At 51.7% G+C, this 23,533-nt stretch carries 6 protein-coding genes; 3 read left to right on the top strand and 3 right to left on the bottom strand.

The window, feature by feature from the left end:
• Positions 1 to 30 precede the first annotated feature (30 nt).
• A complete protein-coding gene (locus NST33_RS27215; RefSeq protein WP_339305756.1) occupies positions 31 to 19,005 on the top strand; it encodes a non-ribosomal peptide synthase/polyketide synthase in 18,975 nt (6,324 codons plus the stop codon).
• A gap of 396 nt (positions 19,006 to 19,401) precedes the next feature.
• Here NST33_RS27215 and NST33_RS27210 read toward each other — a convergent pair whose 3' ends face one another.
• The gene (locus tag NST33_RS27210; RefSeq protein WP_221820590.1) at positions 19,402 to 20,052 is read right to left on the bottom strand and encodes a nitroreductase family protein; all 651 of its coding nucleotides are present in this window, start codon (positions 20,050 to 20,052) and stop codon (positions 19,402 to 19,404) included.
• A 129-nt stretch (positions 20,053 to 20,181) separates the two neighbouring features.
• Here NST33_RS27210 and NST33_RS27205 point away from each other — a divergent pair, with 129 nt between their 5' ends.
• Complete coding sequence (locus NST33_RS27205) at positions 20,182 to 20,547, top strand: MerR family transcriptional regulator (protein ID WP_221820591.1); 366 nt, start codon at positions 20,182 to 20,184, stop codon at positions 20,545 to 20,547.
• A 43-nt stretch (positions 20,548 to 20,590) separates the two neighbouring features.
• Here NST33_RS27205 and NST33_RS27200 read toward each other — a convergent pair whose 3' ends face one another.
• Both NST33_RS27200 and NST33_RS27195 read right to left on the bottom strand, forming a co-directional pair.
• The gene (locus NST33_RS27200; protein ID WP_339305753.1) at positions 20,591 to 21,265 is read right to left on the bottom strand and encodes a hypothetical protein; all 675 of its coding nucleotides are present in this window, start codon (positions 21,263 to 21,265) and stop codon (positions 20,591 to 20,593) included.
• Between the two features lie 21 nt (positions 21,266 to 21,286).
• Positions 21,287 to 22,186 (bottom strand): LysR family transcriptional regulator, encoded by a 900-nt coding sequence (locus tag NST33_RS27195; protein WP_339305751.1) that lies wholly within the window; start codon positions 22,184 to 22,186, stop codon positions 21,287 to 21,289.
• Between the two features lie 151 nt (positions 22,187 to 22,337).
• Between NST33_RS27195 and NST33_RS27190 the strand changes: the two genes are divergently transcribed.
• Positions 22,338 to 23,519 (top strand): MFS transporter, encoded by a 1,182-nt coding sequence (locus tag NST33_RS27190; protein WP_339305749.1) that lies wholly within the window; start codon positions 22,338 to 22,340, stop codon positions 23,517 to 23,519.
• The last annotated feature ends 14 nt before the right edge of the window (positions 23,520 to 23,533 follow it).

The following is a 23,533-nucleotide window of genomic DNA, read 5'->3' as shown; positions in this document are numbered from 1 at the left end:
AAACAATCTCTAATACGGGAGTGTGTCGATGTGAGAGAGAATACGAACAAGCAATATGGATTAACGCAAGCCCAGCGCCGGATATGGTTCATGGAAATTATGAATCCGGGCACATCCATCACGATGCTTTCCGCGACCTACCAAATTACGGGCGAGATCGACACCAAGCTGCTGGAGCAAGCGGCCGCAGAGATTGTCAAAACCTATGACGCTTTCCAAATCCGTATTAGCGGGGATTTGCAAAATCCAACGCAGTGGTTCGAAGAGCCGGAGAATGTCCAAGCCCAGATAAGCCACCTTGAAATAGGTACAACCGAACAATTCTATGCCTGGGTGAAAGAAGTAACCGAAAAACCGGCCAGTGTGTTCGACGAACACCTCTATCAATTTACGATGATCCATTTTGCGAACGGCCAAGTATGGCTTAATTTGACTGTAAATCATATCATTGCCGATGGCTTGTCCGTCACTGCTTTGCTGCATGCGGTGATGGAAAAATACCTGGAACTGCGCAAAGGCATCCTCAGCAGTTACCAAGCTCCTTCCTATCTGGATTATATTTCAACTGAGCACGAATATGAGCAATCGCAGCGTTATCAAAAAGGCAAGGAATATTGGCTGACCAAGTACAATACTTTGCCTGAAACGAGCGGCATTAAATCGGCTCCGCCATTCTCGATTGGCAGCGAATCGAATAAACGTTCCATCACGTTGGATGGTTCCCGGTATGACCGCATTTTGGCTTTTAGCGAACAATATCAGGTCAGTTTATATACGTTATTTTTGTCCGCCATGTACGCCTTATTGTATAAGCTGACCGACAGCACCGATGTGCCGGTCGGCACGGTATTTGCCAATCGCACCAGCAAGAAGGAAAAAGAAACGATCGGTATGTTCGTCAGCACCGTGGCTACGCGGATTAGTCTGAATCCAGATGGGTCCGTGCTCTCCTTGATCCAAACGGTTTCCAAGGAAAATACGGCGGATCTGCGGCATCAGAAATATCCTTATAACCAATTGATCCAGGATTTACGTGAACAACACGGTCGCAACGATCTTTCGGAGTTGTTCCGCACGTCTCTGGAATATCTGCCTTTGAAAATCGTGGAGTACGAAGAAATCAAGGTACGTCTGGAGGCTCACTTTGCCAGGCACGAGATGGACGATCTACTGCTTCGCTTTGACCATATGCTGAATGAAGGCCATGTCATTCTCCATGCTTCCTATCGTACGGGCCTGTTCGAGACGGCCGAAATTGATCGCATTATGGAACAGTATGTAACTGTTTTGGACCAGTTTCTTGAGACTCCCGAACTGCGGGTACGCGAGATTTCTCTACTGAGCGATGAGGAGAGACACCGTATTCTGGACGTGTTTAACCCGCCGGTGGCAGCACTGAGCGAGGGAATAGCGTTTCATCGGTATGTTGAAAAGTTTGCCCGAGACATTCCGGATCACCCGGCAGTTGTTTACATGGACAAAAAGTTGACCTACGGCGAATTGAACGAACGCGCCGAGCGGCTGGCTTCGCTCCTTCGTGAACAGGGCGTGGGAAGGGAGACAATTACGGGGATCTGGGCGGAGCGCTCGGTGGAACTGCTGGTCGGTGTGCTCGCCGTATGGAAAGCCGGCGGAGCTTATGTACCGCTGGACCCCGATTATCCGGCGGAGCGGATTGAGTTCATGCTCAGCGATAGCGAAGCATCGGTGCTGCTTACGCAGCGTCATCTGTTGGAGGGGGCCGGAGGTTGGTTGGACGATGACCGGCTGAAGCTTCAAGCTGTCTATGCCATGGATGATGAACAGATGTATAACGGGGATACCTCAGCCGTGGAATATGAATCTGCTGACATTGCCCCGCAAGACTTGGCTTATGTGATTTACACCTCGGGTACGACGGGACGCCCAAAAGGCGTCATGATCGAGCATGGTAGTCTCATGAATACGGCAGATGCGTACCGCCGCGAGTACCGGTTGGATCAGTTCCCGGTGCGGTTGCTGCAACTGGCAAGCTTTTCGTTTGACGTGTTCGTTGGAGACATCGCGCGGACGCTGTATAACGGAGGAACAATGGTAATTGTGCCAAAGGATGACCGGATTGATCCGAACCGTTTATACGGCTGGATTCGGGAGCAAAACATTACGGTATTTGAATCGACACCTGCGCTCATCCTGCCGTTCATGCAGCATATTTATGAAGAAGGGCTGGACGTCAGCTCCATGCAGTTGCTGATTACCAGCTCGGATGCTTGCAGTGTCACCGATTATCGATTGCTGCAGGAAAGATTCGGCGGACAATTCCGCATCATCAACAGCTACGGCGTTACCGAAGCGGCCATTGACAGCAGCTTTTACGATGAGCCGCTGGACAAGCTGCCATCGTTGGGTCATGTGCCGATTGGCAAAGCCTGGTTGAACGCCCGGTTTTACATTGTTGATGCCGGGTTAAAGCCGGTTCCTGTAGGGATTCCGGGTGAACTTGTCATCGGCGGCGCCGGGGTGGCGCGCGGGTATTGGAACCGTCCGGACCTAACCACCGAGAAGTTTGCAGACAGCCCGTTTGTGCCTGGCGAACGTCTGTATCGGACAGGAGATTTGGCCCGCTGGCTGGAAGACGGTAACGTTGACTTCATCGGCCGAATCGACTATCAGGTGAAAATTCGCGGGTTCCGGATCGAACTCGGCGAAATTGAATCGGCCCTGCTCAGTTTCCCGGGTGTCAAGCAGGCTGTGGTGACTGACCGTACGGATGAGCAGGGGCAAAAGTATTTGTGCGGTTACGTGGCGGGGGATGCTTCCGTGCAGCTGAGCGATCTGTTGTCCCAATTGAAACAAGAGCTACCTGCGCATATGGTTCCGGCACGGCTGGTGTCTCTTGATCAGCTTCCGCTCACACCGAATGGAAAAGTTGACCGTAAAGCGCTGCCTGAACCGACCGAAGAGGTAGAAGTGGGCCGTGAGTATGTGGCTCCTCGTACAACGCTGGAAACAAGACTTGCACTTATTTGGCAGCAGGTGCTGGGTATTGCGCGAGTTGGAGTCCATGACGATTTCTTTGACCTTGGTGGTCATTCCTTGCGAGCCTCCGCGCTTGTTTCCAAGATTCGAAAAGAGCTGCAAGTCGAGGTTCCGCTGCGGGACGTTTTCCGCTACACCACGATCGAACAACTTGCTCAAAGAATTAGCGGTTTAAAGCAGCAGGAGACGTATGAGATTACAAAGGCGGCAGAGGCCGAGTACTATCCGGTTTCATCCGAGCAAAAGCGTCTGTACGTCCTGCGCCAGCTTGACGCGGCCGAGCGTAGCTACAATATGTCGGCGGCGCTTCTTCTCGAAGGCAAGCTGGACCGCACGCGCGTAGAGTACGCGTTCCGGGCACTTATTCAGCGCCATGAGACGCTGCGTACCGGGATCGAGCAGGTTCAAGGCGAGCTTGTGCAGCGCATCTATGACGAGGTGGAGTTTTCTGTAGATTATTTCCAGGTGAGCGAGCGAGAAGTGGACCAAGTGGTGGAAGCATATTATCACCCGTTTGATCTGACCAAGCCGCCACTTCTGCGCATCGGCCTGATCGAAGTCGGCGAGGATCGCCACATTCTGCTGTTCGATATGCACCATATCGTCTCGGATGGCATCTCGACAGCGTTGCTTTTCGACGAGTTCAGCCGCCTGTATCGGGGTGAGGAGCTGGCTCCGTTGCGTATTCAATACAAAGATTATGCTGTTTGGCAGCATTCCGAAGCCTACGGGCAGTTGATCCAGCCACAGAAGGAGTACTGGCTGGAACAGCTGTCGGGCGAGCTGCCTGTATTGGAACTGCCGACGGACTTTCCGCGGCCTGCGGTGCAAAGTTTTGACGGCCGGACCGTGAAGTTTGATATTGGGAAAGAACGGACGGAGAAGCTGAAAGAACTGGCCGCACGGACGGGCACAACCCTGTACATGGTGCTGTTGTCTGCTTACTCGATCCTTATGCATAAATATTCGGGTCAGGAAGATCTGATTGTGGGAACGCCGATTGCCGGAAGAACGCAGGAAGAAATACAGCCAATCGTAGGTATGTTTATCAACACGCTTGCCATTCGCAGCCATCCGGAGCGTTCCAAGTCGTACCTTAAATACCTGGAAGAAATGAAGGAAATCACACTCGGGGCTTTTGAACACCAAAACTATTTGTTCGAAGATTTGGTGGAAAGTCTTCACATTCCACGCGCGACCGGCCGGAATCCGCTCTTTGATACGTTCTTCTCCCTGCAAAATACGGAGAATGAGCAAATTGTCATCGAGGGGCTGGAGCAATCGTTTTATCCGTTGGAAAACCGAACGTCCAAGTTCGAGTTGCTTCTGGACATTTCGGAGCTGGATGGTCAGCTCGAATGCCGATTGGAGTACGCTACGGCTTTGTATAAACAGGAGACCGCGGAGCGGTTCGCCAGACATTATGACAAGCTACTCGAAACTATCGCAACAGCGCCGGAAGGGGATATTGCTTCGCTGGAAATGCTAACGGAGCAGGAAATCCGTGAACTGGTGCACGGTTTTAATGATTCGGAGGCAGACTACCCGCGGCAGCAGACGATTCATGGCTTGTTCGAAGAGCAGGCGAAGCTATACCCGGATAACGTGGCCGCTGTCATGAATGAGCGGCAGTTGTCCTACCACGAATTGAACGAGCGGTCCAACCGGCTTGCGCGCAAGCTGCGGGAGACGGGAGTCGAAGCGGACCAGCTGGTAGCGATTCTGGCCGAACGTTCGCTTGATATGGTCGTCGGCATTCTGGCGATTCTCAAAGCGGGCGGAGCCTACGTGCCTGTTGATCCCGACTACCCGGAGGAACGCATCCGCTTCATGATTGAGGATTCGGGCGCACCGTTATTGCTGATTCAAAAGCACTTGCATGAGAAGACCGACTTCGTAGGAACGCGCCTTGAATTGGACGATTTCGTTTGGGGCGACAACGGGGCGGAATCAGCTGGTGAGCTGGACGCTTCGAATCTGGAGCCGATTTCCGGGCCGGGTAACTTGGCTTATGTCATCTACACATCGGGAACGACCGGCAAACCAAAAGGCACGTTGATCGAGCATAAAAACGTCGTGCGCCTTTTGTTCAACGACAAGAACCTGTTCGACTTTGGGCCGTCTGATACGTGGACGTTGTTCCACTCGTTCTGCTTCGACTTCTCCGTCTGGGAGATGTACGGAGCGCTGCTGTACGGAGGCAAGCTGGTTATCGTACCGCCGCTTACAGCGAAAAATCCGGCTGAGTTCCTGGCACTGCTGAGCCGCGAACGGGTCACGATTTTGAACCAGACGCCAACATATTTCTACCAACTGCTGCGTGAGGTTTTAGCGGACCATCCGTACGATCTGCGGATTCGCAACATCATCTTCGGCGGCGAAGCGCTCAGCCCGCTGTTGCTCAAGGGTTTTAAGACGAAGTACCCGGAGACAAAGCTGATCAATATGTACGGTATTACCGAAACGACGGTTCACGTGACGTATAAGGAAATCACATGGATGGAGATGGAGGCGGCGAAAAGTAATATCGGCAGGCCGATCCCAACGCTGAGCGTGTATGTTCTGGATGAAAACCGTCGTCCTGTTCCGATGGGCGTAGCAGGCGAAATGTACGTAGCCGGGGAAGGCCTGGCAAGAGGATACCTGAATCGACCGGATTTGACGGCGGAAAAGTTCGTTGATTCTCCGTTTGCGGAGGGGGAGAAACTGTATCGCTCAGGCGACTTGGCGGCCTGGCTGCCGGACGGCAACATTGAATACCTCGGCCGGATCGACCATCAGGTCAAAATCCGCGGGTACCGGATCGAGCTGGACGAAATTGAAACGCAGCTTCTGAACGTGGAGGGTGTGGAAGAAGCGGTGGTGCTCGCCCGTCAGGACAGCGGGGGCGAGAAGGCGCTTGTTGCCTACTTTGTGGCGGACCGGACGCTGACGGTTAGCGAAATGAGAACCTCGCTGGCCCAGGGAATGCCGGGATACATGATCCCGTCGTACTTCGTGCAGCTGGAACGCATGCCGCTGACGTCCAACGGCAAAGTGGACCGCAAAGCATTGCCGGAGCCGCAAGGCGGTTTGCAAACGGGCGTCGAATACGTAGCGCCGCGTAACCTTACGGAGTCCCGGCTTGTGGAAATCTGGGAGGAAGTGCTGGGTTACTCCGGCATTGGAGTCTTGGACAATTTCTTCGAACTGGGAGGGCATTCCTTGCGGGCGACAAACCTTGTCAGCAAGATTCGGAAGGAAATGAACGTTGAACTTCCGCTGCGCGATGTGTTCCGCTATATGACGGTAGAGTCGATGGCCGGTGCTATTGCCAGCTTGGATGAATCAGAGCACAGCTCAATTCCAAAAGCGGAAGAGAAAGCGTACTATCCGGTTTCCTCTGCACAAAAAAGGCTGTATGTCCTGCACCAGCTGGATAGCTTGGAGCTGAATTATAACCTCCCAAGCGCCTTGCAATTGGAAGGGGCTTTGAACGAGGCCAAAGTAGAAGATGTGCTGACTACTTTGATGGCCCGGCACGATATGCTGCGCACCGGTTTTGAAATCATGAATGGGGAGCCGGTTCAGCGTATTCATCCGCTCGTCGCTTTCAAGGTCGAGAAGATTCAAGCAAGCGAAGATCAGGTTGCAGCCATTCTTGAAGGCTTCATCCAGCCTTTTGACTTGACCCAGCCGCCTTTACTGCGCGCCCTGCTGATCGAATTGGAGAAAGAAAAATTCCTGCTCGCGCTGGATATGCATCACATTGCTTCCGACGGCCTTTCCATGGATGTGCTGCTGCGCGAATTCGTGCGCCTGTACAATGGTGAAGAATTGCCGGAGCTGCGGATTCAATACAAGGATTACGCCGTTTGGCAGCAATCCGAGGAACAGCGTCAACGCATCAAACGACAGGAGGAATACTGGCACGGGGTGTTCAGCTCCGAGCTTCCGGTTCTTGAGCTGCCTCTTGACTACTCCCGTCCAGCCGTTCAGCAGTTTGACGGTCAAACGCTCACGTTTACGCTTGATGCGGAGAAAGGCGAAGCTCTCAAACAGCTTGCCAGCGATTCGGGGGCAACGTTGTACATGCTTCTGCTGGCTGCGTACTCCGTATTGCTTCATAAATACGCGGGACAGGAAGATATAGTAGTTGGTACTCCGATTGCCGCTCGTTCTCACGCCGACGTGCAGCCGATTATCGGTATGTTTGTCAATACGCTGGCCCTTCGCTTGGGTCCGACGGCAGAGCGGACGTTCATGGATTACTTGCAGGAAGTGAAGGAAAGGACGCTTGGAGCCTACGAGCACCAGGACTATCCGTTTGAGGAGCTGGTAGAAGCTCTTCAGGTGAGCCGGGATTTAAGCCGAAATCCGCTGTTTGACACCATGTTTTCATTGCAAAAGCACGAAAGCCTGGATTTAACTCTTGAAGGCTTGCAATGGTCACTGTTTGACATCGAGGAAAAGACGGCAAAGTTTGATCTTAGCTTGGATATCGTGGAAGAGGGTAACGAGTTGGTTTGCAAGATCGAGTACGCTACCTCGTTGTTTAGACAGGACACGATGGTGCGGCTGGCGGGTCATTACGAGCAGCTTTTGGCGTCGATCCTGGCTCAGCCGGGTGGGCGGATTTCGGATTTGGATATATTGACGGACAGCGAAAAGGATAATTTATTGGTCGGGTTTGACGTGTCTTCTTCGGCTCTTGCGAAGCAATACGCCGCAGAAGGTACAGGTTTGGAAGCAGATGAGTCGTGGAGAGAGAGAACGTTCCACGAGCTGTTCGAGGAGCAGGCGGAACGCACTCCGGGAGCGCTGGCGGTTGTATATGAAGACAGCAAGCTGACGTATGCGGAGCTGAACGCCAAAGCGAATCGTCTGGCGTATGTACTGCGGGCACGCGGAGTGAAGCCGGAACAGGTGGTTGGCATTCTGGCCGGCCGTTCGGCCGAGCTGCTGATCGGGGTGCTCGCCGTATGGAAAGCTGGAGGTGCTTATGTACCGCTTGACCCCGACTATCCAGCGGAGCGGATCGAATATATGCTCGCGGACAGCGGGGCATCGGTATTGCTTACGCAGACCTGCCTGTTGGAGCAGGCGGAAGCTTGGCGCAGCGACGTAGCTTTAACGCTGCAAACGGTGCTTGCACTTGATGACGCCTCGGCGTACAGCCTAGGCACGGTGGAAACGGCTGTAGGCGTACAAGCTTTGGGCGAAGCGGACGCAGAGGCGGAGGTTTTGGCGCAAGTGGCAACGGCTTCTGCCGAAACATCTGCCACGGCAGAAGCTGAGCAGAGCACACAAGCGGCGGATCTCGCATCCAATCCGGCCAATGTGAACAAGCCGAGCGATCTGGCATACGTCATCTACACCTCCGGTACAACGGGCCGTCCGAAGGGCGTGGCAGTGGAACACCGCAGCTTGGTGAACACGGCGGCGGGCTACCGGCGGGACTACCGTCTGGATCAGTTCCCGATCCGGCTGCTGCAACTTGCCAGTTTCTCGTTTGATGTGTTCGTCGGTGACATTGCACGGACGCTGTACAACGGTGGAACTATGGTCATCGTGCCGAAGGAAGACCGGATTGATCCAACCCGCCTCTATGGCTGGATTCGTGATTACGCCGTGACGGTGTTCGAATCAACTCCTGCGCTGGTCGTGCCGTTCATGGAGCATGTGTATGCCGAGGGTCTGGACCTCAGCTCGATGCAGCTGCTAATCACAAGCTCGGACGCTTGCAGCGTAGCGGATTACCGCACCTTGCAGGAGCGCTTTGGCTCACAGTTCCGTATTATTAACAGCTACGGCGTAACAGAAGCGGCGATTGACTCCAGCTTCTATGATGAGCCTCTGGAGAAGCTGCCGAAGACTGGCAGCGTGCCAATCGGGAAAGCGTGGCTTAACGCCAGATTCTACATCGTGGATGCAAATCTGAAGCCGGTGCCGATCGGAGTGCAAGGCGAGCTGGTTATCGGCGGAGCGGGTGTGGCCCGCGGTTACTTGAACCGCCCGGATTTAACGGTGGAGAAATTCGTAGATAGCCCGTTCATCGCTGGGGAGCGGTTGTACCGGACCGGTGATCTGGCACGCTGGATGCCTGACGGCAACGTAGATTTCATCGGCCGAATCGACAATCAGGTAAAAATTCGCGGTTATCGGATCGAGCTTGGTGAAATTGAAGCGGCCATGAAAAATGTTGCCGAGGTGCGTCAAGCGCTTGTCATCGACCGGACGGACGAGCGGGGGCAGAAATATTTGTGCGGGTATGTCGTAGTGGATTCCAGCTTCGATCTGGAAGGGCTTGTGGCCCATCTGGACGCCGTACTGCCTTCTCATATGGTGCCTTCACGAATCATGCGTCTGGATCAACTACCGCTTACACCGAACGGCAAGATCGACCGTAAAGCGTTGCCTGTGCCGGAAGGAAGCATTCGTGCCGAGGCTGCATACACGGCGCCGCGTACTCCTGCCGAGAAAGCACTCGCGTTGGTCTGGCAGTCAGTGTTAGGCGTGGATCAGGTTGGCACCATGGATAATTTCTTTGCGCTTGGTGGAGATTCAATTAAAGCTTTACAGGTATCTTCTCGTCTTTTGCAAACGGGGTACAAGCTGGTCATGAAAGATTTGTTCCATTACCCGACGATTTCCGCCCTTAGTTTGCGGTTGCAAACAGCGGAGAGAACGGCAAGCCAGGCCGAAGTGACGGGAGAGGTTATCCTGACCCCGATTCAGCTCTGGTTCTTTGAACAAAATTCGGCTGATGTACATCACAGTAATCAGGCGTTCATGCAGTTCTCCAAGCAAGGCTTTGATGAAAAAGCTTTACGTCAAGCAGTGCGTCAGCTTATCGTGCATCACGATGCTCTTCGTACGGTTTATCGTCAAACCGAGAATGGTTATAACGCTTGGAATCGAGGCGCTGGGGAGAATGAAGTGCTGTTCGATCTGGAAGTTGTCGATTTCAAGGCAGTCCGTGACGTGAAAGAAGCGGTAGAGGTTAAGGCAAATGACATTCAAGCAAGCATCGATCTGGAAAACGGTCCGCTGGTGAAGCTTGGTTTGTTCCGCTGTGATGATGGCGACCATCTGCTCATCGCGATCCATCACTTGGTTGTAGACGGCGTATCCTGGCGGATTCTGCTTGAGGATTTTGCTGCCGCCTATGAGCAGGCGCTGCAAGGGCAGCTGATCCGTCTGCCGCTCAAAACGGATTCATTCCAAACGTGGGCGAAACAGCTCGCTGATTATGCGAACGGGTCCGCGATGGAAAGCGAGAGAGCGTATTGGCAGTGTATCGAGCAATTGGCCTATGAGCCGCTTCCAAAAGATTATGGACAAGGTAGATCCAAGCTGAAGGACAGCGGGCTCGTAACCGTTCGATGGACAGTGGACGAAACCGAACAATTGCTTAAGCAGGCTCACCGTGCTTACCATACGGAAATGAACGATTTGCTGCTTGCCGCGCTGGGCCTCTCAGTACAAGCTTGGAGCGGTCAGGAACGCGTGCTGGTGAATCTCGAAGGCCACGGCCGGGAAGAACTTTTGCCAGATGTGGACATTACGCGCACGATAGGCTGGTTTACAAGCCAATTCCCTGTTGTTCTGGAGCCAGGTAACGTTCAGGCACTCGGTCATCAGGTGAAACAGGTGAAAGAAAACTTGCGTCGCATTCCGAACAAAGGGATCGGCTATGGCATCCTGCGTTATTTGTCGGCGCCGCGTGCCGGAGAGAGCTTTGTTTTGGAGCCGGAGATCAGTTTTAACTATCTGGGCCAGTTCGACCAGGATTACGAAAGCAGTGGCTCGCAGCCGTCTCGGTTCAGTCCGGGCTCCGATTCAAGCCCGAATGCTGTGATGGATTATGTCCTCGATATCAACGGTATGGTGTCGGAAGGCGTGTTGGAACTCACGATCCGTTATGGAGAAACCCAGTATCAACGGGAGACGGTTGAGCGCTTGGGCTCCCTGCTTCAATCGAGTTTGCGTGAGGTCATCAGCCATTGCGTATCGAAAGAGCGGACAGAGCTTACGCCTAGTGACGTACTGCTTCAAGATGTGACGGTGGAGGAACTGGAGCAGCTGTCCGAACATACGGCGGCACTCGGCGAACTGGAGAATGTATACACCCTGACTCCGCTGCAAAAAGGGATGTTGTTCCACAGCTTGCTGGATGCCGATTCGGAAGCTTACTTTGAACAGGTGACCTTCGATATGTACGGAAGCCTGAATGTGGAAGCCTTCACCCGAGGATTGGATACGCTGGTGCAGCGGAATGAGGCGCTGCGGACCAACTTTATTACCGGCTGGAGAGACGAGCCGATTCAAGTGGTATTCCGCGAGCGGAAATGTGAAGTGTACTTTGAAGATATTCGCTCGGCAAGAGATGAACACCCGGAGAAAACGATAGCCGATTTTGTCAGCGCGGATAAAGCGAACAAGTTCGATTTGGCTCAAGACTCTCTTATGCGTGTGACCGTTTTGCGCACAGGCGACGAGGCCTACCATGTGATCTGGAGTCATCATCACATTTTGATGGATGGCTGGTGTATGTCCTTCATGATCAAGGAAGTGTTCGACACTTACTTTGCCTTTCAGGAGAAGCGAGCGCTAGAGCTTCCTCCGGTTACCTCATACTCCCGGTATATCGAATGGCTGGAAGCTCAAGATGTAGCAAAAGCTTCGGGTTACTGGTCGGAGTATTTGGCGGGTTACGATCAGCAGACCAGGCTGCCGCAGGAGAGAACGCAGCTGAAACAGCATGCTTTTGAAATGGCTGAAATCGATGTGGAACTCAAAAAGGGACTGACTGAGCAAATTGAGCGTGTGGCGCGCCAGCAACAGGTGACACTCAACACGTTTATGCAGACTGTATGGGGACTGGTCTTACAGATATACAACAACAGCGAGGATGTTGTGTTCGGCTCCGTTGTATCCGGGCGTCCGGCGGAGATTCCGGGCATCGAAAGCATGATTGGCCTGTTTATTAATACGATTCCGGTCCGTATTCAAGGTAAAGCCGAGGAGACGGTAGCCGATATTTTGAGAAAAACCCAGGATCAAGCGCTGGCATCGGGAGCTTACGAAACGTTCCCGCTGTTCGAAATTCAGTCGCTGAGCGAGCAAAAGCGTGACTTGATCAACCATATTATGGTCTTTGAAAATTATCCGATGGAAGAACAGATTGAGCAAGTTGTCGGCGGAGGCCAAGATGCGCTGAAAATCGCTAATATCCAATCGCCGGAACAAACGAACTATGATCTGGACATTACCGTCATTCCGGAAGAGCATATTTTGCTGCGGTTTACGTACAATGCACTGACGTTCAGAGAGCAAGACATCAGGCAGATCCACGGTCATTTTGCCCGTGCATTGGAGCAGGTTGCGGCTAACCCGAATGTTCGTGTAAATGAGTTAGAGCTTCTGACGGCGGCGGAAAAAGAAGAAATTGTCGGCGTGTTTAATCCGGTGCAGCAGGAAGTGGCTCCTGTAGCCGCCTTCCATCGCCTGTTCGAGCAACAGGCGGAACGCACACCGGAAGAGGAAGCCGTTGTCTACGAGAACGATCGGCTGACGTATGCGGAGTTGAATGAGCGGGCGAACCGCCTGTCAGCAACGCTGCGTGCAAGCGGCATCGGTCGGGAGACAATCGTTGGCATTCTCGCCGAGCGTTCGGTGGACCTGCTGGTGGCTGTGCTGGCCATCTGGAAAGCGGGAGGGGCTTATGTACCGCTTGACCCGGATTATCCGGCGGACCGTGTGCGGTTCATGCTGGAAGACAGCGGAGCGAAGGTGCTGCTGACGCAAACGCCGCTGCGAGAGCGTGCCGAAGCCTGGCTTGGCGAAGAGGAGCTGGTACTGGCGAAGGTGCTGTACCTCGACGACGAAACGTCATACAGCGAAGTTCGGGCAAATGCCCCGATGGGCACTGGTACGGTTTCCGGTATAGACCCCGGCAAGCTAACGGGGGCTGTGAACGGTGGTGACGAGAGTCATCCAAATGTTGTGGGCATGGACAGCTTCCATGAAGCTCGTCCGGAGGATTTAGCGTATGTCATCTACACGTCCGGAACGACGGGCAAGCCCAAGGGTGTGATGATCGAGCACCGCAGCCTGGTGAACACGGCAGCAGGCTACCGACGGGAATACCGGTTGGATCAGTTCCCGGTGCGACTGCTGCAACTCGCAAGCTTCTCGTTTGACGTGTTCGTGGGCGACATTGCGCGAACGCTGTACAACGGAGGGACCATGGTCATTGTACCGAAGGACGATCGGATTGATCCGTCTCGTCTGCACTACTGGATAGAGCGGGAGCAAGTGACGACTTTTGAATCGACGCCCGCGCTGATCGTGCCGTTTATGGAGTACGTGCATGAGCAGGGGTTGGAGTTAAGTGGTATGGAGCTGTTGATCACAAGCTCGGACAGCTGCAGCGTGGCAGATTACCGAACCTTACAGGAACGGTTCGGCCCGTCGTTCCGCATCATTAACGCCTACGGTGTGACGGAAGCGGCAATTGACTCCAGTTTCTATGACGAGGAGTTGGAGAAACTGCCGCAGACAGGTCATGTGCCGATTGGCAAAGCTTGGCTTAATGCGAAATTTTACATCGTGGATGCACATCTGAATCCCGTACCAGTCGGGGTGCTGGGCGAGCTGGTTATCGGCGGAGTCGGTGTGGCGCGCGGTTACTTGAACCGTCCAGAGCTGACGGAAGAGAAGTTCGTAGACAGTCCTTTCACCGCTGGTGAGCGGTTGTATCGCACGGGAGATTTGGCGCGGTGGACGGAGGACGGCAACGTGGACTTCATCGGCCGGATCGACAATCAGGCTAAAATCCGGGGGTACCGGATCGAGACGGGCGAAGTCGAAGCAGAGCTGCTGAGTGTAGGTGGCGTGAAGGAAGCGGTCGTTGTTGTCAGGGAAGATCAAGAGGGGCAGAAAGCGTTGTGCGCTTATTATACAGTGGAAGAAGGCTTGACGGCGGCAGATTTGAAACGGGCGATCTCCAGTGAGCTACCAGGATACATGATTCCGTCGTATTTCGTCGAATTGAAGCAATTGCCTCTAACTCCGAATGGGAAAATTGACCGGAAGGCGCTGCCAGCGCCGGAAGGGGGAGGCCGCGAATACGTGGCGCCGCGCACCGAAATGGAGGCGAAGCTGGCCGCCATTTGGCAGGAGGTACTTGTTCGGGATAAGGCGGTAGGCGTAATGGACAACTTCTTCGACCTCGGAGGACACTCCCTGCGGGCGACAACACTTGTCAGCAAAATGCATAAGGAGCTGGGCGCCCAATTCCCGCTTCGCGACGTATTCCGCTACTCGACAGTTGAGGAAATGGCTGTGGCTATGGAGCATTTGGAGATCGGCTCGTTTATGGCTATTCCGGCTGCGGAACCTAGCGAGTACTATCCGCTCTCTTCTGCGCAGAAACGTCTCTATATCTTGAACCAGCTGGAAGGAGGCGAGCTGAGCTACAATATACCGGGAGCTATGCTGCTCGAAGGGCAGCTCAACCGGCAGCGGTTTGAAGAAGCGTTCCGCGGGCTAGTAGCTCGTCATGAAACGCTGCGTACCGGCTTTGAGATGGTTGAAGGCGAAGCGGTTCAGCGGATTTACGAAGAAGTCACCTTCCAGGTGGAATATGTGCAGATCAGCGGGGAACAGGCGGAAGAAACGGTGCGCCAATTCGTTCGTGCGTTTGATCTGGCGAAGCCGCCACTTCTGCGGGTGGGCATTGCCGAACTGGCGCCAGACCGGCGCATTCTGATGTTCGATACACATCATATCGTATCGGACGGCGTTTCAATGGACGTACTGATCGAAGAGTTCGTGCACTTGTACAGCGGGGAGCCGCTCAAGCCACTCCGCATTCAGTACAAAGATTATGCAGTATGGCAGCAATCGGACGAGCAGAAAACGCAGCTTGCCAAGCAGGAAGCCTACTGGATTGACATGTTCAGCGGAGAACTGCCAGTTCTGGAAATGCCAACGGACTATCCGCGCCCGGCTATGCAGAGCTACGAGGGCCGTACGCTGCAATTGTTTATGAATATTGAGAAAAGCGAAGGTCTGAAACGGCTTGCAGCTGAAAACGGCGCAACGCTTTACATGGTTCTGCTTGCGGCGTATAACGTGCTTCTGCATAAATATTCAGGTCAGGAAGATGTGGTGGTTGGTACGCCGATTGCGGGCAGAAATCACAGCGACGTTCAACCGCTGATCGGGATGTTCGTTAATACATTGGCCATCCGCAGTTACCCGGCTGCTGGTAAGACGTTCCTTGACTACTTGAAGGAAATCAAGGAGACAACGCTGGGTGCTTTTGAACATCAGAATTATCCGTTTGAGGAACTGGTGGATAAGGTAAACGTGACTCGTGATTTAAGCCGTAATCCGCTGTTTGATACGATGTTTGCTTTGCAGAATACAGAAAATGTGGAAATCCAGCTTCCGGGACTGCATTTGTCGACGTATGCCAGCGAAGAAATTGTGTCCAAATTCGATCTCAGCTTGGACGTTACGGAGATTGAGGACGGCTTGGAATATCTGTTTGAATACGCCACGGCTCTATATAAAACCGAAACGGTGGAGAAGTTGGCTGCCCACTACTTGCAGTTGCTTGAATCCATTCTCTGCAACCCGTCAGCGACGATTTCCGAGTTGGATATTTTGACGGCGACGGAAAAAGAAGAACTTGTACGCGCGTTTAACCCGGCGCAGCCGGAAGTGGCTCCTGTGGCAGCGTTCCATCGACTGTTCGAGGAACAGGTGGAACACACGCCGGAAGCGGTAGCCGTCGTCTACGAGAACGATCGGCTTACATATGCGGAGCTGAACGAGCGGGCGAATCGCTTGGCGACTACGCTGCGTGGAAGCGGCATTGGTCGGGAGACAATCGTTGGCATTCTCGCCGAGCGTTCGGTGGACCTGCTGGTGGCTGTGATGGCCGTCTGGAAAGCGGGAGGGGCGTATATACCGCTTGACCCGGATTATCCGGCGGACCGTGTGCGGTTCATGCTGGAAGACAGCGGAGCGAAGGTGCTGCTGGCGCAAACGCCGCTGCGAGAGCGTGCCGAAGCCTGGCTCAGCGAAGAGGAGCTGGCACTGGCGAAGGTGCTGTATCTCGACGATGAAGCGTCGTACAGCGAAGATCGGGCAAATGCCCCGTTGGGCACTGGTACGGTTTCCGGTATAGCCCCCGGCAAGCTAACGGGGGCTGTGAACGGTGTTGGCGAGAGTCATCCAAATGATGTTGATGTTGTCGGTATGGACAGGGACAGCTTCCATGAAGCCCGTCCGGAGGATCTGGCGTACGTCATCTATACATCGGGAACGACGGGCAAGCCAAAAGGCGTGATGATCGAGCACCGAAGCTTGGTGAACACGGCGGCGGGTTACCAACGGGAATACCAGTTGGATCAGTTCCCGGTGCGGCTACTGCAACTCGCAAGCTTCTCGTTTGACGTGTTCGTGGGTGACATTGCGCGGACACTGTACAACGGCGGTACCATGGTCATTGTACCGAAGGACGACCGGATCGATCCGTCTCGTCTGCATTACTGGATAGAGCGGGAGCAAGTGTCAATCTTTGAATCAACACCAGCACTGATCGTGCCGTTTATGGAGTACGTGCATGAGCAGGGGTTGGAGTTGAGCGGTATGGAGCTGTTGATCACTAGCTCGGACAGCTGCAGTGTGGCAGATTACCGTACCTTGCAGGAACGGTTCGGCCCGTCATTCCGCATTATTAACGCTTACGGCGTAACGGAAGCGGCAATCGACTCCAGTTTCTATGACGAGGAGTTGGAGAAACTGCCGCAGACAGGCCATGTGCCGATTGGCAAAGCGTGGTTAAATGCGAAGTTCTACATCGTGGACGCACATCTTAACCCGGTGCCGGTCGGGGTGCTGGGCGAATTGGTTATCGGCGGAGTCGGTGTGGCGCGCGGATACTTGAACCGTCCAGAGCTGACGGAAGAGAAGTTTGTATACAGTCCCTTCAACGCGGGTGAGCGGTTGTATCGCACGGGAGATTTGGCGCGGTGGATGGAGGACGGCAACGTGGACTTCAGCGGGCGGATCGACAATCAGGCGAAAATCCGGGGGTACCGGATAGAGACGGGTGAGATCGAGTCACAGCTGTTGCGGGTGGTAGGTATACGCGAAGCGGTGGTGCTGGTTCGAAGTGATGAGAATGGGCAAAAGGCGCTGTGCGCCTACTACACAACGGATATCGAACTGACGGCGGCCGACCTGAAACGAGCAATCTCCAGCGAGCTGCCGGGTTACATGATCCCGTCGTACTTCGTGGAGCTGGAGCATTTACCTCTGACACCAAACGGGAAAATCGACCGGAAAGCTCTGCCAGCACCGGAAGAGGGAGTAAGTGCAGGGCGCGAATACGTGGCGCCGCGCACCGATCTGGAGGCGAAACTGGTCTCTATCTGGCAGGACGTGCTCGGGTCAGTTACGATTGGTGTGACGGACAACTTCTTCGACCTCGGTGGTCACTCGCTGCGGGCGACAACGCTGGTCAGCAAGGTGCACAAAGAGCTGCACGTGGACCTGCCGCTGCGCGATGTATTCCGGTACTCGACTATTGAAGCGATGGCTGAAGTGATTAGCCGATTGGAGCAGCAGGAATTCCTCTCCATTCCGGTTCTGGATAAAAGGGAGTATTATCCGCTTTCCTCCGTGCAAAAACGGCTGTACATCCAGCAGCAGATGGAAGGCGCCGAGCTTAGCTACAATATGTCCGGCATGACGGTTCTCGTCGGGCGCTTGGAGCGGAATCAATTCGAGGCGGCGCTCCAAGGATTAATCGCTCGTCATGAAGTTTTGCGAACTGGCTTCGAAATGGTTGACGGCGAACCGGTACAACGGGTTTATTCGGACTTGGAGTTTGCCATCGAGTATACAAAAGCGACGGAAAGTGAAACGAAAAGCATTGCGGATGCCTTTGTACGTGTCTTTGATTTGGAGCGGCCGCCGCTGCTGCGTGTGGGCTTAGTTGAATGGGAAGCGGAACGTCATCTGCTTATGCTGGACATCCATCATATCGTCACGGATGGCATGTCGATGGGTATCTTCATCGAAGAACTGCTGCGCCTGTATAACGGTGAAACGCTGAAACCGCTTCGGATTCAATACAAGGAATTCGCCGCTTGGCAGCAGTCCGAACCTGTAAAAGAACGGCTGAAACACCAGGAAGCCTACTGGCTGGACATGCTGGAAGGTGAACTGCCAACGCTTGAGTTGCCTACGGACTTTGTCAGACCTGCCACTCGCAGCTTTGAGGGAGATGTGCTGCCTTTCAGTATCGACAAGCAGATGACCGACAGCTTGCAACGCATTGCCGATGAGAATGGTGCTACCCTATATATGGTGTTATCGGCGGCCTATTCAATCCTGCTCAGCAAGTACTCGGGACAAGAAGACTTCATTGTAGGCACACCGGTTTCGGGCCGCACACATGCCGACCTGGAGCCGCTCATCGGAATGTTTGTCAACACGTTGGCGATTCGTCATTATCCATCCGGGGAGAAGACGTTCCTCGCTTACTTGAACGAAGTCAAAGAAACGATGCTGGGGGCCTACGACCACCAGGATTATCCGTTTGAAGAACTTGTGAAAAAGCTGCAGGTGCCGCGCGATCAAAGTCGCAATCCTGTATTCGATGTCATGTTTACACTGGAAACGAAGGAAGATAACGTTCAAAGCTTCGGGGAAATCCAGATCGAATCTTATCCGGAAACGCATGCGGTTTCCCAATTTGACCTTACCTTGGTCATTTCGCTCTTGGATGAGGGAATGAACGGGCAGTTTGAATATGCGACGAAGTTGTTTACGCGCAATCTGATCGACAATTTCGCTCAAGACCTGCTCGTGATCATCAACCAAATTGCCGAACAGCCTTCGGTAATGTTAAAGGATATTTCCCTGAATGGCCAAACTGAACAGGAGCAAGATGAGCTAGAGGTTATTGATATTATTTTCTAATCCCTTACCCGGCTTGGGTGAAAATGGATCATTTAAGCACGTTATATGCGACATTCGGTATATTGAGGAAGTCGTAATTTTCTTTTTGTGGTAATCTGTGGTGGTTTCACGACTTTTTATCACCTGACAAAAGTATTTAAGTTATGTAACAAAGGGTCCTGATGACAGTTGTCATCAGGACCCTTTGTTTATGAACGTATAATTAATGTTCCTATGTCCGAATCAGTATGAGGCTATTATAATGAAAGCCTTTAACTGATATAGGATGAGTACTCTGGTATTATGGAATGCACAGTAATTTTTATCTATTTTTCAGACTTAGTATTTACTTATAGTTGTTATATTCACTTAACTATTTAATACAAGAGATATTACTTCATTGAGAGTAGCTGTTGATTATGCCCAAGTTGTAATCGTTTCAACCGGGAGACGATAGGAAGGATAGCCTTCTTTGGCTGCTTTCCCTATGGAGATCAACATGACGGGCTGGAACCGTTCTTTATCCAGGCCGAACGCTTCGGCGATCTGACCTTTGTCATAACCGGCCATAGGGTTGGTATCATAACCATGAGCACGGGCAACGAGCATGAGTTGCATGGATATGAGGCCTGAGTCAATGAGGTTCATATCACGCAATTCGGATGCGTTTATGTTCGCATAATAAGGTTTTACCTGCTGCATCTGCATATCCATGATGTCTTGGGGCATGTACCCAAGTTCCACTGATTTGCTGAAAATCTCTTCCATGTATTCAACGTTGTTGGCATCGTAAAACACGGCAATGACAGCGGAAGACGTTAGTGCCTGTGTCTGGTTAAAAGAGGCCAGTGGTGCAAGCTTCTCTTTGCCTTCAGCACTGTCGATAACAAGAAAACGCCAAGGTTGCATGTTAATGGCCGAAGGGGCACGTGAAGCTTTCGCCAGTATTTCGGTCATCTCCTCGCGGCTGATCTTCACTTCAGGGTCGTAGGCTTTAACGGAATGGCGCTCCAAGACGATGGTATCAAAATCATTTGTTTTGTTGAATTGACCGGTAATTGTGTTCATATTGAAATCTCTCCTCATATCTATATTGGTGAGAGTAGGGTATAAATTATATCTCCATCTGTCTCACTATGAGGATTGTAAACTATGAAGTATACTTTATAGCAAGAAGAAGAAACGGGGGAAATCCATATGAAGATTAGTGAAGTAGCGAACCATGTAAACCTTCCGATATCCACGATTCGTTACTACGAGAAAATAGGTATTATCCCGGATGAACATATGCTGAGAGATCATAATAACTATCGAATATATGCGCAGAGCATTATTCAGCATCTGGAAGTGGTCAAACAATGTTTAGCTGTTGGTTTTACGATCCATGAGATCCAATCTATGATCTCTAAACATGGGTTTTCAAGTAATGATCAAGCAATCATTATCCAAGCGAAAATATCAGAAATTGAAGAAACACAAAATAAATTAGAGAATTCCAAACAAAATCTGTACGAAATTCTTAAATCGGATATCACGTGTGAGGATGGTTTTGGTAAGTATTAAGCCGGAAGTCCCTCTATAGGTTTTCATTCAGTACGTTCTTACATCATATCGATTCAATCGAGTACATATCGTCCTGCATACGTAGACTACCGGGCTGCCCAGTTTCAACTTTTACCTCCGTGGCAAATACACCAGGCATACGCCCGTCTGGGAACCAGGGCATTTGTTTATCAATGACAATAAACATGCCTTCTGCATCACCCGTGGGGGAGAATTGTTTTCCGTCTCCGGCAAATGGTTCAAGTTGATAATGCCTATTCAATGTGTTCATCATCTCAGGAACATCATCGACAGGCAGACCGATTTCACTAATACATAACAGATGCTTCACTTCGAAAGCTTCATCGACTGCGTTATCGAGTGAATGGTGAGCGATAAATTCCATCAAGTTGCCGCTTGGATCATAAAAATAGAAGGCTGTTGCATCCCAGTAGGGGAAATAAAATTCATCCTGTCCATCTTTCGAGAGCAATGGAATGTTACGGTCTTGAGCCCACCTTTTTGCATCAGCAAGTTTATTCGTTGGAATCGTAAACGCTACATGATAGTAGGGCTTCTCTTGTTCTGGCGCCTTCTTGAAAGATAGGACTGAGTTCCCCGCACGGAATGAAACGCATGTTGCATTATCCTCCACAAGATTCAATTCCAGTAGTGTACCGTAAAACTCTTTTATGGCCTCGACCTGATGTGTCAACAAACCAACTTCTCTTATTATCATTTCAATATCCTCCTTTTAATCTCACCTTTGATTGAAATACTCGATTGTTTTCTCAATAAATGCCTTGGCCGATTGCGTCAGGTAACGGTCGGACCGATGGATGATCTCAAAGTGCCGGTAGGGCGGATCGTCTGTAATTCGGATGCAACGTAGCGTGGGCTCATTCATGGCTTTGATCAGAGGATAAGGCAGCAGTGTTCCTCCGACGTTGGCTTTGACCAAGCTAATGATGGAGGTTGCAGAACTGGTCTCCATGATGGTATTTAGGGTGAATCCATATTTACGGCAATAGCCATCGACCAATTCTCTGCCCGTAAATCCTTCGGGAAACATCACCGTTTGGATATCACGCAGCTCCTGAATTTCAATTGTGCTTCGTTCAGCCCAATCATGATTCTCGGAAACGACGAGTACATATTCTTCACTGCACAAAGGAATGCGTACAAGCCGTCTATCAGGGGCAGACGTGATCTCGATGCCGATGTCGACTTCATTTTCCAACACTTGATTTACGACATAGATCGAAGAGATAACTTTCAATTGCACTTTGGGGAATCGGGCATGAAAATCTACGAGCAGCGGAGTGATACGGTAATCCAAATCGGATGGAAGAACACCAATCACCAATCGTCCCCGCTGATCATTCCGAAATTCAGCCAACGCATCTTGGGTATTCTGTAAATGCCGGATCATCTGTACACAGTGCTCCAGAAACAGAGTGCCTGCCTGGGTCATCACAATCTTTTTGCCGACACGGTCAAACAAAGGAACACCAAGTTCATCCTCCAATCCACGTATCTGTTGACTCAACGTAGGTTGAGAAATGCCAAGTTTCTCCGCTGCCCGTGTAAAATGAAGCTCCTCACACACTGTAATAAAGTTTTCCATCTGACGAATCTCCATGAATTCACCTCTAATCATTGGTTTTAGTAATCATTTTAATAGAAACAATAGTATTGTTCAATCATTATAATGATCCTATACTTAATTCGTGCACCACCCGAAGATCTTGTCATTAACAAATGGGATCTTTGGTGAAGGCAACGATACTACTACCATGAGGTGATCCATAATGAAACTTTTTTATATTGTATTGGCGCTTATTCTGGCTTCACTTAACTTAAGACCACCGATTACTTCCATTTCTCCTCTGATGAGTACCATACAGAATAATCTGGATTTGAGCGGCATGACCGCCAGTCTGTTAACTACACTACCGGTATTATGTATGGGCATATTCGCTCCATTCTCTGTAAGACTAAGTAGAAGGTGGGGGAATGAAGGAGCCATTGTGCTGGCTTTAATCCTTATCGGGATAGGTACAGGATTACGATTGTTCGTAGGTGCAACTCCGTTGATGATGTTCACTTCTTTTCTATCAGGTGTAGGGATTGCATTGGCAGGGCCGCTGTTGTCAAGCTTCATTAAGCAGTATTTCCCTAACCGAGTGGCAGCCATGGTCGGCATCTACTCTACAGCAATGGTGATGGGGGCCAGCATTAGTGTAGGGTTATCGGTTCCACTTCAGCAGATGTTGGGTGGATCTTGGAGAGGTTCTTTGGCTACATGGGCATTACTCGCAGCCATTGCATTGCCGATCTGGTTAAAATTAGCTTGGTCTGCGCGTACAGAGAGACAATCCGGACAAACTTCGGCTGTCATTCATGCCCCACTTCCGGTGAAGAACAGGCGTGCATGGGTGCTGACACTGTTCTTCGGACTGATGGCCGCGATCTTCTATTCATTAACCGCGTGGCTTGCGCCAGCCATTCAAAGCCATGGATATAGCCAAGAGACTGCTGGCAACATCCAAACGTTATTTACATTGATATCACTGCCCTCAACGTTATTCATTCCCATGCTTGTACACCGATACCAAAGGCGTGTCTTCTGGCTTGTTGGCTGTGCGATGTTGGAGTTAATAGGTGTCCTGATGCTGAATCTCTCTGTCAGTCCGTGGCTCGCGGCGATCCCGCTCGGTATTGGTGCAGGTGGACTGTTCCCGATTGCACTCATGTTGCCGATTGATGAGACAAACAATGCTCAGGAAGCTAGCAGCTGGTCCGCTATGACTCAATCTGGTGGTTACATTCTTGGAGCACTTGGGCCGCTGGCGATTGGTTGGCTCCGAGATCTAACAGGCAGCTTCGTGCAAGCATTTTATGGTTTGGCTATCATCATCGTGTTGCAGATTATCGTTCAATTGGCTATTGGCAATAAAAAAAGTTTGAAAGTTAGCCAGGAGCAGAGCTAAAAGGCATGTAAAGT

Source organism: Paenibacillus sp. FSL L8-0435, from assembly GCF_037965655.1.
Lineage (GTDB): Bacteria > Bacillota > Bacilli > Paenibacillales > Paenibacillaceae > Paenibacillus.
Note: the sequence above shows the minus strand (reverse complement) of the source record. Positions and strands in the feature narration are given on the sequence as shown.

Excerpts from the sequence above, each read along its gene's own strand:
- NST33_RS27190 (WP_339305749.1), top strand. The coding sequence starts at position 22,338 with ATGAAACTTTTTTATATTGTATTGGCGCTTATTCTGGCTTCACTTAAC.
- NST33_RS27210 (WP_221820590.1), bottom strand. The coding sequence starts at position 20,052 with ATGAACACAATTACCGGTCAATTCAACAAAACAAATGATTTTGATACC.
- NST33_RS27200 (WP_339305753.1), bottom strand. The coding sequence starts at position 21,265 with ATGATAATAAGAGAAGTTGGTTTGTTGACACATCAGGTCGAGGCCATA.
- NST33_RS27195 (WP_339305751.1), bottom strand. The coding sequence starts at position 22,186 with ATGATTAGAGGTGAATTCATGGAGATTCGTCAGATGGAAAACTTTATT.
- NST33_RS27205 (WP_221820591.1), top strand. The coding sequence starts at position 20,182 with ATGAAGATTAGTGAAGTAGCGAACCATGTAAACCTTCCGATATCCACG.